The 14,400-nt window shown below is 69.9% G+C and carries 14 protein-coding genes; 9 read left to right on the forward strand and 5 right to left on the reverse strand.

The annotated features are described in order from the left end of the window. Positions 1-30: 30 nt before the first annotated feature. The 3 genes from sdhA (at position 31) to ACGFU6_RS13890 (ending at position 3,330) form a co-directional block, all read left to right on the forward strand. A complete protein-coding gene (gene sdhA, locus ACGFU6_RS13880; RefSeq protein WP_393610643.1) occupies positions 31-1,785 on the forward strand; it encodes a succinate dehydrogenase flavoprotein subunit in 1,755 nt (584 codons plus the stop codon). After that, positions 1,785-2,561: a succinate dehydrogenase iron-sulfur subunit gene (locus ACGFU6_RS13885; RefSeq protein ID WP_393610645.1), complete on the forward strand. Its 777-nt coding sequence runs from the start codon at positions 1,785-1,787 to the stop codon at positions 2,559-2,561. The genes sdhA and ACGFU6_RS13885 overlap by 1 nt, the downstream gene beginning before the upstream one ends. A 181-nt stretch (positions 2,562-2,742) precedes the next feature. Next, entirely contained in the window at positions 2,743-3,330 is a 588-nt protein-coding gene (locus ACGFU6_RS13890) for a hypothetical protein (RefSeq protein ID WP_393610647.1), read from the forward strand. 60 nt (positions 3,331-3,390) lie between these two features. Here ACGFU6_RS13890 and ACGFU6_RS13895 read toward each other — a convergent pair whose 3' ends face one another. Beyond that, positions 3,391-3,900, reverse strand: a complete 510-nt coding sequence (locus ACGFU6_RS13895; protein WP_393610649.1) for a MarR family winged helix-turn-helix transcriptional regulator — start codon at positions 3,898-3,900, stop codon at positions 3,391-3,393. Positions 3,901-3,988: 88 nt separating this feature from the next. On the opposite strand from ACGFU6_RS13895, the gene ACGFU6_RS13900 reads away from it, so the two are divergent. The 4 genes from ACGFU6_RS13900 to ACGFU6_RS13915 all read left to right on the forward strand — a co-directional run bounded on the left by ACGFU6_RS13900 (position 3,989) and on the right by ACGFU6_RS13915 (position 6,928). Beyond that, positions 3,989-5,215, forward strand: a complete 1,227-nt coding sequence (locus ACGFU6_RS13900; RefSeq protein WP_393610651.1) for an MFS transporter — start codon at positions 3,989-3,991, stop codon at positions 5,213-5,215. Positions 5,216-5,282: 67 nt separating this feature from the next. After that, positions 5,283-5,714 carry a hypothetical protein gene (locus tag ACGFU6_RS13905; RefSeq protein WP_393610653.1) on the forward strand — a complete coding sequence of 144 codons (432 nt, stop codon included), beginning with the start codon at positions 5,283-5,285 and terminating at the stop codon, positions 5,712-5,714. 9 nt (positions 5,715-5,723) lie between these two features. Beyond that, positions 5,724-6,167, forward strand: a complete 444-nt coding sequence (locus ACGFU6_RS13910; RefSeq protein WP_393610654.1) for a thiol-disulfide oxidoreductase DCC family protein — start codon at positions 5,724-5,726, stop codon at positions 6,165-6,167. Positions 6,168-6,205: 38 nt separating this feature from the next. Further along, a complete protein-coding gene (locus ACGFU6_RS13915) occupies positions 6,206-6,928 on the forward strand; it encodes a TetR family transcriptional regulator (RefSeq protein ID WP_393610656.1) in 723 nt (240 codons plus the stop codon). A 120-nt stretch (positions 6,929-7,048) separates the two neighbouring features. On the opposite strand, the gene ACGFU6_RS13920 is transcribed toward ACGFU6_RS13915, so the two are convergent. The 3 genes from ACGFU6_RS13920 to ACGFU6_RS13930 all read right to left on the reverse strand — a co-directional run bounded on the left by ACGFU6_RS13920 (position 7,049) and on the right by ACGFU6_RS13930 (position 10,444). Continuing rightward, entirely contained in the window at positions 7,049-8,602 is a 1,554-nt protein-coding gene (locus ACGFU6_RS13920; protein ID WP_393610811.1) for an ABC transporter substrate-binding protein, read from the reverse strand. Between the two features lie 210 nt (positions 8,603-8,812). Beyond that, complete coding sequence (locus ACGFU6_RS13925; protein WP_393610657.1) at positions 8,813-10,135, reverse strand: metallophosphoesterase; 1,323 nt, start codon at positions 10,133-10,135, stop codon at positions 8,813-8,815. Positions 10,136-10,198: 63 nt separating this feature from the next. After that, positions 10,199-10,444 carry an SCO4848 family membrane protein gene (locus ACGFU6_RS13930; RefSeq protein WP_393339392.1) on the reverse strand — a complete coding sequence of 82 codons (246 nt, stop codon included), beginning with the start codon at positions 10,442-10,444 and terminating at the stop codon, positions 10,199-10,201. Between the two features lie 166 nt (positions 10,445-10,610). Between ACGFU6_RS13930 and ACGFU6_RS13935 the strand changes: the two genes are divergently transcribed. Beyond that, positions 10,611-11,873, forward strand: a complete 1,263-nt coding sequence (locus ACGFU6_RS13935; RefSeq protein WP_393610659.1) for a D-alanyl-D-alanine carboxypeptidase family protein — start codon at positions 10,611-10,613, stop codon at positions 11,871-11,873. On the opposite strand, the gene ACGFU6_RS13940 is transcribed toward ACGFU6_RS13935, so the two are convergent. Next, positions 11,821-12,840 carry a YihY/virulence factor BrkB family protein gene (locus tag ACGFU6_RS13940; RefSeq protein WP_393610661.1) on the reverse strand — a complete coding sequence of 340 codons (1,020 nt, stop codon included), beginning with the start codon at positions 12,838-12,840 and terminating at the stop codon, positions 11,821-11,823. The genes ACGFU6_RS13935 and ACGFU6_RS13940 overlap by 53 nt on opposite strands. 140 nt (positions 12,841-12,980) lie before the next feature. On the opposite strand from ACGFU6_RS13940, the gene ACGFU6_RS13945 reads away from it, so the two are divergent. After that, a complete protein-coding gene (locus ACGFU6_RS13945) occupies positions 12,981-14,342 on the forward strand; it encodes an FAD-binding protein (protein ID WP_393610663.1) in 1,362 nt (453 codons plus the stop codon). Positions 14,343-14,400: the final 58 nt, after the last annotated feature.

Consider the following 14,400-nt stretch of genomic DNA (forward strand, 5'->3'; position numbering starts at 1 on the left):
GCGCCGGGCCCGAAGGACCAGAGGTAAACCATGCAGATCCACAAGTACGACACCGTCATCGTCGGCGCCGGCGGCGCCGGCATGCGCGCGGCCATCGAGTCGACCAAGCGCAGCCGCACCGCCGTGCTGACCAAGCTCTATCCCACCCGCTCCCACACGGGCGCGGCGCAGGGCGGCATGGCCGCCGCGCTCGCCAACGTGGAGGAGGACAACTGGGAGTGGCACACCTTCGACACGATCAAGGGCGGCGACTACCTGGTCGACCAGGACGCCGCCGAGATCCTGGCGAAGGAGGCCATCGACTCCGTTCTCGACCTGGAGAAGATGGGCCTGCCGTTCAACCGCACGCCCGAGGGCAAGATCGACCAGCGCCGCTTCGGCGGCCACAGCCGTAACCACGGCGAGGCCCCGGTCCGCCGGTCCTGCTACGCCTCGGACCGCACCGGCCACATGATCCTCCAGACGCTGTACCAGAACTGCGTCAAGGAGGGTGTGGAGTTCTTCAACGAGTTCTACGTCCTGGACCTGCTGCTCCAGGAGGTGGACGGGGTCAAGAAGTCGGCCGGCGTCGTCGCGTACGAGCTGGCGACCGGCGAGATCCACGTCTTCCAGGCGAAGTCGATCATCTTCGCCTCCGGCGGCACCGGCAAGTTCTTCAAGGTGACGTCGAACGCGCACACCCTGACCGGTGACGGCCAGGCCGCCGCGTACCGCCGCGGTCTGCCGCTGGAGGACATGGAGTTCTTCCAGTTCCACCCGACGGGCATCTGGCGCATGGGCATCCTGCTGACGGAGGGCGCCCGCGGTGAGGGCGGCATCCTCCGCAACAAGGACGGCGAGCGCTTCATGGAGAAGTACGCGCCCGTCATGAAGGACCTCGCCTCCCGTGACGTCGTCTCCCGCTCCATCTACACGGAGATCCGCGAGGGCCGGGGCTGTGGTCCCGAGGGCGACCACGTCTACCTCGACCTGACGCACCTCCCGCCGGAGCAGCTGGACGCCAAGCTCCCGGACATCACCGAGTTCGCGCGTACGTACCTCGGCATCGAGCCCTACACGGACCCGATCCCGATCCAGCCGACCGCGCACTACGCCATGGGCGGCATCCCGACCAACGTCGAGGGCGAGGTGCTGGCCGACAACACCACCGTCGTCCCGGGCCTGTACGCCGCCGGCGAGGTCGCCTGTGTCTCCGTGCACGGCGCCAACCGCCTCGGCACCAACTCGCTGCTCGACATCAACGTCTTCGGACGCCGCTCGGGCATCGCCGCCGCCGAGTACTCCGCGAAGAACGACTACGTCGAGCTTCCCGAGAACCCGGCGCAGCTGGTCATCGACCAGGTCGAGCGGCTGCGCAACTCCACGGGCACCGAGCGCGTCTCGGTGATCCGCCTGGAGCTGCAGGAGTGCATGGACGCCAACGTGATGGTGTTCCGCACCGAGCAGACCATCAAGACCGCGGTCGACAAGATCGCGGAGCTGCGCGAGCGCTACCTCAACGTGTCCATCCAGGACAAGGGCAAGCGGTTCAACACGGACCTGCTGGAGGCCGTCGAGCTGGGCAACCTGCTCGACCTCGCCGAGGTCATGGCGACTTCGGCGCTGGCGCGCAAGGAGTCCCGCGGCGGTCACTACCGCGAGGACTACCCGAACCGCGACGACGTCAACTTCATGCGCCACACCATGGCGTACCGCGAGGTCGCCGACGACGGCACCGAGTCGATCCGGCTGGACTACAAGCCGGTCGTCCAGACCCGCTACCAGCCGATGGAGCGTAAGTACTGATGGCTACCCCCACGATGGAAAAGGCCGACAAGGTCCCTGAGCCCGAGGCCGGCTTCGCCGACACCCCGTACATCACCGCCACCTTCCGGATCCGACGGTTCAACCCGGAGGTCTCCGAGGAGTCCGAGTGGCAGGACTTCCAGATCGAGATCGACCCGAAGGAGCGTGTTCTCGACGCCCTTCACAAGATCAAGTGGGAGACCGACGGAACGCTGACCTTCCGCCGTTCCTGCGCGCACGGCATCTGCGGCTCGGACGCGATGCGGATCAACGGCAAGAACCGGCTCGCCTGCAAGACGCTGATCAAGGACCTGAGCCCGGAGAAGCCGATCACGGTCGAGGCCATAAAGGGCCTCACGGTCCTCAAGGACCTCGTGGTCGACATGGACCCGTTCTTCCAGGCCTTCCGCGACGTCATGCCCTTCCTCATCACCAAGGGGAACGAGCCGACCCGCGAGCGCCTGCAGTCCGCCGAGGACCGCGAGCGCTTCGACGACACCACCAAGTGCATCCTGTGCGCCGCGTGCACGTCCTCGTGCCCGGTGTTCTGGAACGACGGGCAGTACTTCGGCCCGGCGGCGATCGTCAACGCGCACCGCTTCATCTTCGACTCGCGCGACGAGGGCGGCGAGCAGCGCCTCGAGATCCTCAACGACCGTGACGGGGTGTGGCGTTGCCGCACCACCTTCAACTGCACGGACGCCTGCCCGCGTGGCATCGAGGTCACCAAGGCGATCCAGGAGGTCAAGCGCGCGCTGATCACGCGTCGCTTCTGACCTTCCTGCCGCACCGGTAGCATCCAGGGCCCCGTCCTTCGCGCGAACAGCGTGCGGGACGGGGCCTCATGGCTGCGCGGCGCGGCCCGCAACGGTACCGTCGTGCGGAACCGGACACCGGTTCGCCGCCCACGTCGCAGCAGAGCACGGGGGCTCACAGCCCGATCGAGAGCAGGAAACGTTGAGCGATCCGAATCCGTACGCGGACGACTCATACAAGTGGGGGCCTGCCCAGCAACCCGCAAGTCCGCCCACCATGCCGGACGGCCAGGCATACGGCTACCCGGCCGCCGGCACCCCGGCCCCCGGCTACCAGCAGCCGTTCCAGGACACGCCGCCCCCGGGTTACGGCTACCCGGCGACTCAGCCGGCGGTGCCCGGCTACGGCTACCCGGGGCAGCAGGGCATGGCCCCGGCGGGCGGCGGCGCGCCGATGCTGTCCATCGGCGACATCACCGTCATGGGCGACTCCATCGTGACGCCGTCCGGGACGATGCCCCTCAAGGGTGCGGCGTGGACGGCCACGGACATGTCGCGCACCGAGGAGAAGATCCCCACGGTAGGGATCGTGCTGGCGATCGTCTTCGCCCTGCTGTGCCTGGTCGGTCTGCTCTTCCTGCTGATGAAGGAGAAGAAGACGACCGGGTTCATCCAGGTGTCGGTGACCAGCGGCGGCCGGCACCACTCGACGATGATCCCGGCCACGCACCCGGAGACCTTCGCGATGGTGATGTCCCAGATCAACAGCGCCCGCTCGCTGAGCTTCTGAAGTCCGGGTCCGGGGCGCCGGGCGGGCGGGGACCGCGGGGGTCCCCGCCCGGAACCCCGGTCAGTCCCAGTGCGCGCCGCCCCGGTCCTCGGCGATCACCATGATCCGCCGCAGCATGGAGTTGAGCAGCCCGCGTTCGTCCTTGTCCAGGACGTGGAGAAGCCGCTCCTCCTCGTTGCCGAGGAAGTCCATCGCGCCGAGCCAGGTCGAGCGCCCCCGGTCGGTCAACTCCACGTCCACGCGCCGCCGGTCGGTGGTGGAGGGGGTACGGCGGACGAATCCGCGACGCTCAAGTGCGTCCAGCCGGCCGGTGACGGAGGCGGGCGCGAGGTCGAGGTCGGTGGCGAGGTCGGACGGGGCGGCCTTGCCGCCGCGCCCGGCGAGTTTGTGCAGCGTGTCGAACTCCTGGCGGTCCAGGTCGAAGTCGACGAGGGACTGTTCACGCACCCGGCGCAGATGGACGGACAGCTTCTTCATCCGGGTCACCGCACCCTCGATGTCCGGATCGAGTTCGGGAAGCACCGGCTTCCACCGCTCCACGTGTCCATCGGTCCAGTCCCGTTGCTCCATGGTCCACAGCCTACGCCGCACCCCAACTACCCTTCGGTACCCAATATTTCGTTGACGAATACTTCGGAAGCGAAATAGATTCCGCGCCATGCCTCATCCATTGCGCACCCGATCCTTCCGGCTGCTCTTCATCGGCCGCAGCCTCTCGATGCTCGGCGACGCGGCGATCCCCGCGGCTCTCACCCTCGCCGTCTACCTGGCCACCGGCTCGACCGGGGCGCTCGCCCTGGTGCTCGCCTGCGCGATGGTGCCCAAGCTGCTCCTGCTGCCGCTCGGCGGTGTCGTGGGCGACCGCTTCAACGCCCGCACGGTCGCACTCACCACCGATCTCGTACGGTGCGCCAGTCAGCTCTTCGTCGGCGCCGAACTCCTCTCGGGGACACCGGCGCTCTGGCAGATCGCGGTGGCCGAGGCGATCGGCGGCGCCGCCGGGGCCTTCGCGATGCCGACCGTCTCCCCGCTGATCCGCGGCACCGTGGCGGAGTCCGGACTGCTGCGCGCCAACTCCCTGATGGCGGTGGTCAGCAGCGCCACCCGGATCGGCGGCCCGACCGTCGCCGGGGCACTGGTCCTCACCGCGGGGCCCGGCTGGGCCTTCGTGCTGGACGGGGCCAGCTTCGCGGTGAGCGCGGCACTGCTGTCCGCGATCCACGTCCGGCACGTCCCCATCGCCCGCAGCTCCGTGCTCAGCGACCTCAAGGAGGGCTGGAGCGAGGTCCGGGGCCGCGACTGGTACTGGACGAGCCTGATCGCCCACTCCGTCTGGAACGGCGCGGCGGCCGTCCTGATGACGCTCGGCCCGGCGCTGTTCATCCACCACCTGGGCGGCAAGGGCATGTGGCTCGCCTTCCTCCAGACCGGCGCCGTCGGCCTGCTGCTCGGCTCGCTGCTGGCCGGCCGGGCCCGGCCGCGCCGCCCGGTCCCGACCGCCAACCTGGGCCTCGCCCTGTACGCGCTGCCGCTCTGCCTGCTGGCCGCCCACTCCCCCGCCGTCGTCGCCATCGCCGCGTACGGCCTCTCCCAGGCCGGGCTGGGCTACCTCAACCCGGTCTGGGAGACCGCCGTCCAGTCCGCCGTACCCGCGCACGCGCTGGCCCGGGTCACCTCGTACGACTGGCTGCTCTCCCTCGGCGCGATGCCGCTCGGCTACGCCCTCGCCCCGCTGGCGGCCTCGGCCTGGGGCGCCGAACTCCCCCTGGCCGCCGCCGGGGTGGCGGTCGGCGCGGCCTGCCTGGCCACCGCCGCGATACCTGGGGTGCGGCGCTTCACGGCGCCCTCGGACAAGGTGACGCGCACCACCGGAACTCCGGCTTGAACATGTTCAAATCCAGGTCTACAGTCCATGACAACAGCATTTGAACGCGTTCAAGGGAGGGTGGGGCATGGACCTCACTGTTGTCGCGTACGTCATCTACCTGCTCATCAGCGTGGCGCTCACCATCTGGGTGGCCCGCACGCTCAGCCGCAACGGCAAGGTGTTCCTCGCCGATGTGCTGCACGGGAACGAGAAACTCGCCGATGCCGTCAACCACCTGCTGGTGGTGGGCTTCTACCTGGTCAACCTGGGGTTCGTGACGCTCTACCTGAAGAACTCCGACGAGGTCACCGACGCCCGCGCGCTCTTCGACGCGCTGTCGCTGAAGGTCGGCGTCGTCCTGCTCGTGCTGGGGGTCATGCACCTGGGCAACGTCTATGTACTGAACAGGATCCGCCGCCGGGGCATGATGGACCGCGAGCAGACCCCGCCCGTGGCACCGCAGGGCTGGACGCCGCCGGGCACCGGGCCGTGGGCCGCGCCCGCCCCCAGGGCGTGAGGGCCGGCCATGACGGTCCGGACGGGTGGGCGGCGGCTGTCCGTCGAACGGCTCACCGTGCTCTACGACGCGCAGTGCTCGCTCTGCGTCCACCTGCGGCAGTGGCTGATGAGGCAGCGTCAGCTGGTACCGCTGGACCTGGTCCCGGCGGACTCGGCGGAGGCGCACCGCCGCTTCCCCGGCCTCGACCACTCCGGGACGCTGGAGGAGATCACGGTGATCGGTGACGGGGGCCAGGTCTACCGCTCCACGTCGGCGTGGATCGTCTGCCTCTGGGCGCTGGCCGAGCACCGGCCCAGGGCCCACTGGCTGACCACCCCGGCCGGCCGCCCGTTCGCCAGGGCGACCGTCCTCGCCGCGGCGAAGTACCGCTCCCTGACGGCGACGCCCTGCCGGACGGACGGCGAACCGGGCGGCACCTGCGCGGTGGAGGGCCCGGAGCCCGGCACCTAGGGTCCTGGGTCCGGACCGGGCCGGATACCCTCGGGACCGTGGTGAAGGAAGAGAAGGACGTGAAGGAAGTCAAGGCTCCCAAGAGCGAACAGACCCGCACACTCATCCTCGAAACCGCGCTCCGGCTCTTCCAGGAACGCGGCTACGACAAGACGACCATGCGGGCCATCGCCCAGGAGGCCGGCGTCTCCGTAGGGAACGCGTACTACTACTTCTCGTCCAAGGAACACCTCGTCCAGGGCTTCTACGACCGGATCGCCGCCGAGCACGAGGCGGCGGTCCAGCCGGTTCTGGCCGGCGACCAGGACCTCGCGGTACGCATTCGCGGGGTCCTCCTCGGCTGGCTGGACGTGGCGGAGCCGTACCACCGCTTCGCCGCCCAGTTCTTCAAGAACGCCGCCGATCCGGAGAGCCCGCTCAGCCCCTTCTCGAAGGACTCCGTCGCGGCCCGCGAAGCGGCGATCTCCATCCACCGGCGCTGCCTGGAGGGTGCGGAGACCAAGGTCGATCCGGAACTGTCCGAGCTGCTGCCGCAGCTGATGTGGCTGAACCAGATGGGCCTGGTGCTGTACTGGGTGTACGACCGGACGGACGACGCCGAACGCAGCCGCCGCCTCGTCGAGCGCACCGCCCCGATCATCGCGCGGGCCATCGCCCTGTCCCGGTTCCGGGTGCTGCGGCCGCTCGTGCGCCAGGTGCACGCGGTGCTGGAGGAGTTCCTGCCGGGGGCGACGGGACACGTGGCGGACCGGCCGCACTGACCTCGCCCGGCGGCGTGCACGCCGGAGCGGCCGCCCCGCGGGTACCGGGACGGCCGCTCCTTTCGCGTTCCGCTTCTGCCTGGCGGGTCGCGGTCCTGACTGCCGGACCGCGACGGACCGTCAGATCCAGCCGAGCTCCCACAGCCGCCAGATGCCCGTGCCGTCCGAGAGGTACTGCGAACCGGCCACCTCGGGCTTGGCGAGGACGTAGTCCTTCTTCTGCCACAGCGGGACGAGCGGCACGTCCTCGCCCACCAGCTTCTGCAGGTCCTTGAAGTCGGCCGAGGTGCGGCTGCGGTCGCTGAACTGCAGCGTGTCGCTGATCAGCTGGTCCATCTTCTTGCTGGTGTAGCCGTTGTGGAGGCTGGTGTCGCGGCCGACGAGCGGCTGGCTGAAGGTGTCGGGGTCCGGGTAGTCCGGGAGCCAGCCGACGGTGTACATGTCGTAGTCACCGGCCGCGTAGCCCTTCTGGAACGCCGTCCACTCCACGGACTTGATCGTGACCTTGAACAGTCCGTCCGCGTTCAGCTGGCGCTGGATCTCCTTGCTCTCCGGCGTGTACGAGTCGCCGGAGCGGTACGCGAAGGTGATGGGGAGCGGCAGTTGGACGCCCGCCTCCTGCAGCAGCTTCTTGGCGCGCTTGACGTCCGGCTGCGGGTACTCGTCGAAGAACGGGGTGCTGTGCCCGATGTAGCCCTGCGGGATCAGCGAGTAGAGCGGCTCGACGGTGCCCTTGTAGACGTCGGTCACCAGCGGCGCGCGGTCGATGATCGCCGCGACTGCCTGCCGGACCCGCTTGTCGGCGAGCGGCGAGTCGGAGCGGACGTTGAAGACGAGGTTGCGGATCTCGGCGCTGTCCGCCTCGGTGATGCGCTGATCGGCGTCGCCGGGGTTCAGCTCCGCGAGCGCGGACGGCGGGAGCTGACGGTGCGTGACATCGATCTGTCCCGACTTCCAGGCCGCCAGGAGGTCGTCCGACTGCTTGTAGTAGCGCACGGTGACCGGCCCGCCGGTCTTCTTCAGCGCGCCCTTGTACTTGGTGTTCGGCACCAGTTCGGCCCTGGAGCCCGGCTCGTACGACTTGAGCACGTACGGCCCGGAGCCGCTGACCTTGTTGTCGGCCCGCAGCTTGTTCTCCGAGTAGGCCTCACGGTCGACGATCGAACCGGCCCCGGTGGCGAGCTTCTGCGGGAAGGTCGCGTCGCGCGAGGACAGGTTGAACGTGATCACCCGTCCCTCGGTCACCACGTTCTTGAGGGTCGGGAACAGCACCGAGGGGCCGACGTCCGTCTTGATCCTGAGCATGCGCTCGAAGGAGTACTTGACGTCCTCGGCGGTGATCTTCCGGCCGTTGGAGAACGACAGGTCGTCACGGAGCTTGCACTGGTACGTCTGGAGCTTCCCGCCGATGAAGCCGCAGCTCTCGGCCGCGTCGGGCTCGGGGACGATCGCTCCGGACTTGAACGTCATGAGGGACTGGTAGACGTTGCTGTACATCGCCCAGGAGCCGGCGTCGTACGCTCCGGCCGGGTCGAGCGAGGTCACCACGTCGGTCGTACCGACGGAGACCGGGTCCTCCTTCGCTCCGTCCGAAGGAAGCAACTGCCAGGCGCCGACGCCTGCGATGACCAAAACCGCGAGAATCGCGAGAATCCGTATTCGGATCGACCGCATTGCCGTGCTCTCCCTTAACAGCCCCACCTCGGTGTCGCGCTCAGATACGCAGATCACCGCACGTTCGTGCTCAGCCAATCACACGATTTTCACATCTGGAAGGGCAAATCAGAGACACATAGCCTTTTGTTCGTTACTTGAAACCTTGGATCGACAGGCCGAATACAGAGGGTTGGCGACCGGTCACCGAATTCGCCTGCGGGGCGGCTCTCAGGCCTGCTTGGAGGCGAGTTCGACGACGGTGATGTCCGAGGGTGCGCCGACCCGCACCGGCGGCCCCCAGGCGCCCGCGCCGCGCGTGACGTACAGCTGCGTGTCGCCGTAGCGTTCGAGCCCGGCGACCGTGGGGTTGGAGAGCTCCGCGATGTAGTTGCCCGGCCAGAGCTGGCCGCCGTGGGTGTGCCCGGAGAGCTGCAGGTCCACGCCGTGCTCGACGGCCTCGTCGATGAGGACCGGCTGATGGGCCATGAGGACGGCGGCCCGGGAGCGGTCCCGGTCACCCAGGGCGCGGCCGAAGTCCGGCCCCTGGCCTTCGCTCTCGCCCCCGATGTCATTGACCCCGGCCAGATCGAATCCGTCGATCTCCACCCGGGCATTCTCCAGCGGATGCATCCCCAATTCCCTTACATGATCCACCCATTGGGTCGCACCGGAGTAGTACTCGTGGTTGCCGGTGACGAAGAACGCGCCGTGCCGGGAGCGGAGCCGTGCGAGCGGCTCGGCGGCCGGACCGAGATCCGCGACCGATCCGTCGACCAGGTCCCCGACGACCGCGATCAGATCGGGCTGGGTCCGGTTGACCGTGTCGACGATCCGCTGGGTGTGCGCCCGGCCCAGGATCGGGCCGAGGTGGATGTCGCTGACGACGGCGATCCGGAAGCCGTGCGCGGAGCGGGGCAGCCGGGCCAGCGGGATGGTGACGCGCTTGACCCGCGGGCCGCGCAGCACCCCGTAGGTGCCGTACCCCACCGTGCCGAGCCCCGCCACGGCCGCGGCGCCCCCGACGGCCCGCGCGACGAAGAGCCGGCGCGAGGGGGAAGCGGCGGGGGGCTGCGGGGCGGAGGGTGCGGACGGGGCGGAGGGTGCGGCTGTCCTGGTGTCCGTGCCGGGGGCGGCTCCGGCGCTCTCCGTCTCCGCCGCCTGTACGGTCTCCGCCGCCTGCGCGGTCTCCCCCGTTCGCACCGGCCCGGCCTCAGACCCGGCGCCCGCCGTCGCGTCCCGGAGTGCGAGGAGCCGGCGCAGCAGCGGCCGTACGGCCTCGCCGGCCAGCAGGGCCAGCGTCAGGTAGAGCAGGGCGGCCAGCCAGAGATAGCCCGGCCAGGCCAGCACCCGCTGGAGCCAGAAGGGCGCACCCGACCGGCCGGAGACCAGGGCGCCGACGCTCAGCAGCGGAAGCACGTACGCCGCCACCGTGCCCGCCCGGCGAGGCAGGCTGCCCGCGGCGGTCGTGTCACCGACGAAGCGGCGCCACACATAGCGGTGCACGGCGACGAGCAGCGCGAGCACCACGATCGCCGCCAGAACGAATCCCATGACCGCCACGTGCGCTGCCCCGCCCTGTTTGTCCGTATCCGGTCCGTACGAGGTGCCGCGTCGTTACGCGGAGCGGTCGCGCAGCGCCCTGAGGCCGCGGAACCCGATCACGCCGACCGCCGTCCCCAGAAGAAAGGACGTGATGGCGAGCAGCAGATGCACCCAGAAGTACGCAGTAGGGTCACCCGCGTCGTCGAAGGCGAGACCGCTGCCGTCCTTCCATAGGTTCTTGACGAAAGTGATCCAGATGAACCAGCTCCACACCCCGAATGCGAGCAGGAACCAGGAGACGGGGCGGCTGAGCTTCATGGACTCAGTATCTCCGGCTCGTCCGGGCCGGCTCGCCCGGGGTGGGCCGGCCTCGGATGGGTTGCCCTCGGGTGAGCCGGCCCGGAGTGAGCCGTCCTGGCGGTACGCACGGCGGGTCATAGCGCCGGTGTCAATTTTCACATCAACTGCATGTACGTTTTCGACCGTGTCAGCTCTTAAGAAGACCGCGATGGCGGTCACATCTGCCGCTCTGCTGTCCACTTTCGTCGTCAGCCCCGCCTCTGCGGTCGCCAAGGACACCTCCGACGACGCCCCGAAGCCGCCGGCGGCCATGTCGCGGCTCGGTGGCGAACAGCTGGGCCGGTCCGGCACCCAGGTCAACCTCGGCCCCGGCGCCCCGGTCCTCCCCAAGGACCTGACCGGCAGATCGTGGATGGTCTCGGACGCCGAGAGCGGGAAGGTGCTCGCCTCGCACAACCCGCACTGGCGGCTGCCTCCGGCCTCCACACTGAAGATGCTCTTCGCGGACACCGTGATGCCGGACCCGGCCCTGCAGCCGAAGACCCGGGAGTACACGGTCAAGGACGAGGACCTCGCGGACATGGGCGAGGGCAGCAGCCTGGTGGGGGTCAAGGAGGACCTCAGCTACTCGGTGCACGACCTGTGGCTCGGCGTCTTCCTGCGTTCGGGCAACGACGCGGTGCACGTACTGGCCGCGATGTACGGGGGTGTCCCCAAGACCGTCCACGACATGCAGACACACGCCGTGGAGCTGCAGGCCCTGGACACCCACGTGGTGTCGCCCGACGGCTACGACGCGCCCAAGCAGGTCTCCAGTGCGTACGACCTGTCCCTGTTCGCCCGCAGCGGGCTGCAGAACCCGGACTTCCGCGAGTACTGCTCGACCGGCACGGCGGAGTTCCCCGGCGAGCAGAAGAAGGGCAAGAAGCGGGAGGAGTTCGGCATCCAGAACACCAACCGGCTGCTCACCGGGGCCGACGGCGTCACCGCGTACGACGGCATCGCGGGCGTCAAGAACGGCTACACGACGCACGCGGGCAACACCTTCACCGGTGTCGCCGAGCGCAACGGCAAGGTGCTGCTCGTCACCGTCATGCACCCGTCGTCCGACGAGACGCACGCCGTCTACAACGAGGCGGCGAGCCTGCTCGACTGGGGCTTCAGCGCCAGCGGCAAGGTCACCCCGGTGGGCGAGCTGGTCCCGCCGAAGTCCGCGGTGCCCGACACCGGCACCGGCAAGGGGGCCGAGGCCGACGGCCCCGCCGCCGGCAAGGCGAAGCACGGCCCGGACAAGGCCACGAAGGCCGCCGCGGCGGGCGGCTCCGGCGGGGTCGGGGTCGCGCTGGGCATCGTCGGCGGGGTGCTGGTGCTGCTCGCCGGTGCCGTGTACCTGGTCAACCGGCGCTGGCCGCTGCCGGACCTGATGCGCCGCCGCTCCCGCCCCTGACCGGGCTGCCCGGGGCGCTCCCGCCCCGGGCACTTCCCGCGCGCGTACTCCCGCCCCGGGCGTCACCTTCACCGTCCGGAGCCGGGTCGCCCTCCACCGGCAGCGGCTCCTCGGCGTCCTTGCTCGGTGTCGCCGTCCAGGCGGCGCAGAACAGCAGCAGCTTCGCGGTGAAGTTGATCCACAGCAGCAGGGCGATCGGCACGCCGAACGCGCCGTACATGCTCTTCGACGCGACGCCCTTCATATAGCTGCCGAGCAGCAGCTTCAGCAGCTCGAAGCCGACCGCGCCGATCAGTGAGGCGACCATCAGCCGGCGCCGCGGCGGCTCGACGCCCGGCAGCAGCGTCAGCAGGTAGAGCAGCAGCAGGAAGTCGGCGCACACCGCCACCGCCAGCGCCGCGATCCGGATCAGCACACCGCCCGCGCCGTTCTCGGGAATGTTGAGCAGGTCGGCGATCCAGCCGACCGCGACGGAGCCGACCGAGGAGATCGCCAGGGTCACCAGGGCCGCCCCGCCCAGGCCGAACAGCACCCCGGCGTCCTTGAGCTTGCGGATGACCGGATTGCCCTCGTCCAGGTCGTCCATGTCCCACACCGCGCGCAGGCAGTCCCGCATCGAGCCGATCCAGCCGATGCCGGTGAACAGCAGCAGCGCACCGGCCACCAGCCCGACCGTGCCCGCGTGCGCCACCAGGTTGTCGATGCCCAGCTGGTCCGAGATGCCGGGCACCTGCTCGGCAACCTTGTCCTCGATCTTGTCGAGCTGCTTGTCGGAGAGCAGCGCCGCGCCGATCGCCGCGGCGACCGCGATCAGCGGGAAGAGCGCCAGGAAGCTGATGAAGGTGATCGCCGCGGCCAGCCGCGCCCAGTGGACCCGTACCAGCGTCTCGTAACTGCGCCAGGCGTGCGTCTCCATCAGCCGGGAGACGAGCGGCCCGATGACAGGGAGTTTTTTCAGCCAGTCCATGACGTACGACTACCCTCCCCGTCAGCAAAAACCGATGCCCCATGGGGAGCGTAGGAGATGACACCACATCAATCACCCATTTCGGTGAGTGTTGTAACAAATCCCTCAAAGGTGTTTTCTCGGGCGATACGGTCACCCTCATGTCTGTCGACACCGTGTCCCTGAGCGGCTGGGGCCGTACCGCCCCGACGACCGCGCTGCGCTTTCGCCCCGGCAGTTACGAGGAGGCCGCGGCGACGGTGCGCGGCTGCGGGCCCCGTGGCTCGATCGCGCGCGGGCTGGGCCGGGCGCACGGCGACTCGGCGCAGAACGCGGGGGGTTCCGTCCTCGACATGACGGCGCTGAACCGCGTCCGGGCCTTCGACGCCGGGACCGGTGAGGTGGTGTGCGAGGCGGGCGTGAGCCTGCACCGGCTGCTGGAGGTGCTGCTTCCGCTCGGCTGGTTCCTGCCCGTGACGCCGGGCAGCAGGTACATCACGGTGGGCGGCGCGATCGGCTCCGACGTCCACGGGGACAACCACCGCGCCGCGGGCTCCTTCTCCCGGCACGTCACGGGGTTCGAACTGCTCACCGCCGACGGCGGCATCCGTACGGTCCGGCCGGGCTCCCCGCTCTTCGACGCGACCACGGGCGGCATGGGCCTGACGGGGGTGATCCTCTCGGCCACGCTCCGGTTCCACCCCGTCGAGACGTCCCTGATGTCCGTCGACACCGAACGGGCCGCCGATCTGGACGACCTGATGGGCCGTTTCGCCATGGACGGCGACCGCTACCGCTACGCGTCCGCCTGGGTCGACCTGACCGCGCGCGGCCGGGCGACGGGCCGGGGCGTCCTGACCCGGGGGGAGCACGCCCCCTTGGACGCACTCCCGGCGCACGCCCGGCGCACACCGCTCTCCTTCCGCCCCGGCCAACTGCCCGCCGCGCACTCCCTCGTACCGGACCTCGTCCCCGGCGGGCTGCTCGGCCGCGCCTCAGCGGCCGCCCTGGCCGAACTCCGCCACCGCAGGGCTCCCCGCTCCCGCACGGGCGAACTGCGGCGGATCGCCGCCTACTTCCACCCGCTGGACGCCGTGCCGCGCCGCAACCCGGTCCACGGGCGCGGCGGTTTCGTGCACTACGAGTTCGCCGTCGGCCACGGGCAGGAGGAGACGCTCCACCGGATCGTCCGGCAGATCTCGCAGCGCCGCTGCCCCGCGTACCTCGCCGCGCTCCGGCGGTTCGGCGCGAGCGATCCCGGCTGGCTGTCCTTCCCGCTGCCCGGCTGGGCCCTGTCCCTCGACCTGCCGGCCGCCCTGCCGGGGCTGGCCCGCTTCCTCGACGGACTGGACGAGGAGGTGGCGGCCGCGGGCGGCCGGGTCTGCCTGACGAACGACTCCCGGATGCGCCCGGACGTGCTGGCCGCGATGTACCCGAGGCTGGACGACTTCCGTTCGCTGCGCGCCGAGTCCGACCCGGACGGCGCGTTCAGATCGGACATCTCGCGCCGGCTGTCGCTCTGACGGACGCCCCGGCCGCGGCTCCCTGTTTCCCCGGCTTCTCCCCCTCCCCCAAGGAGCG

The organism is Streptomyces sp. NPDC048462, assembly GCF_043200175.1.
GTDB lineage: Bacteria > Actinomycetota > Actinomycetes > Streptomycetales > Streptomycetaceae > Streptomyces.

Coding starts and splice junctions, on each gene's coding strand:
- ACGFU6_RS13940 (WP_393610661.1), bottom strand. CDS start 12,840: ATGGACTGGCTGAAAAAACTCCCTGTCATCGGGCCGCTCGTCTCCCGG.
- ACGFU6_RS13930 (WP_393339392.1), bottom strand. CDS start 10,444: ATGAAGCTCAGCCGCCCCGTCTCCTGGTTCCTGCTCGCATTCGGGGTG.
- ACGFU6_RS13900 (WP_393610651.1), top strand. CDS start 3,989: ATGCCTCATCCATTGCGCACCCGATCCTTCCGGCTGCTCTTCATCGGC.
- ACGFU6_RS13945 (WP_393610663.1), top strand. CDS start 12,981: ATGTCTGTCGACACCGTGTCCCTGAGCGGCTGGGGCCGTACCGCCCCG.
- sdhA (WP_393610643.1), top strand. CDS start 31: ATGCAGATCCACAAGTACGACACCGTCATCGTCGGCGCCGGCGGCGCC.
- ACGFU6_RS13920 (WP_393610811.1), bottom strand. CDS start 8,602: ATGCGGTCGATCCGAATACGGATTCTCGCGATTCTCGCGGTTTTGGTC.
- ACGFU6_RS13885 (WP_393610645.1), top strand. CDS start 1,785: ATGGCTACCCCCACGATGGAAAAGGCCGACAAGGTCCCTGAGCCCGAG.
- ACGFU6_RS13925 (WP_393610657.1), bottom strand. CDS start 10,135: ATGGGATTCGTTCTGGCGGCGATCGTGGTGCTCGCGCTGCTCGTCGCC.
- ACGFU6_RS13895 (WP_393610649.1), bottom strand. CDS start 3,900: ATGGAGCAACGGGACTGGACCGATGGACACGTGGAGCGGTGGAAGCCG.
- ACGFU6_RS13910 (WP_393610654.1), top strand. CDS start 5,724: ATGACGGTCCGGACGGGTGGGCGGCGGCTGTCCGTCGAACGGCTCACC.
- ACGFU6_RS13905 (WP_393610653.1), top strand. CDS start 5,283: ATGGACCTCACTGTTGTCGCGTACGTCATCTACCTGCTCATCAGCGTG.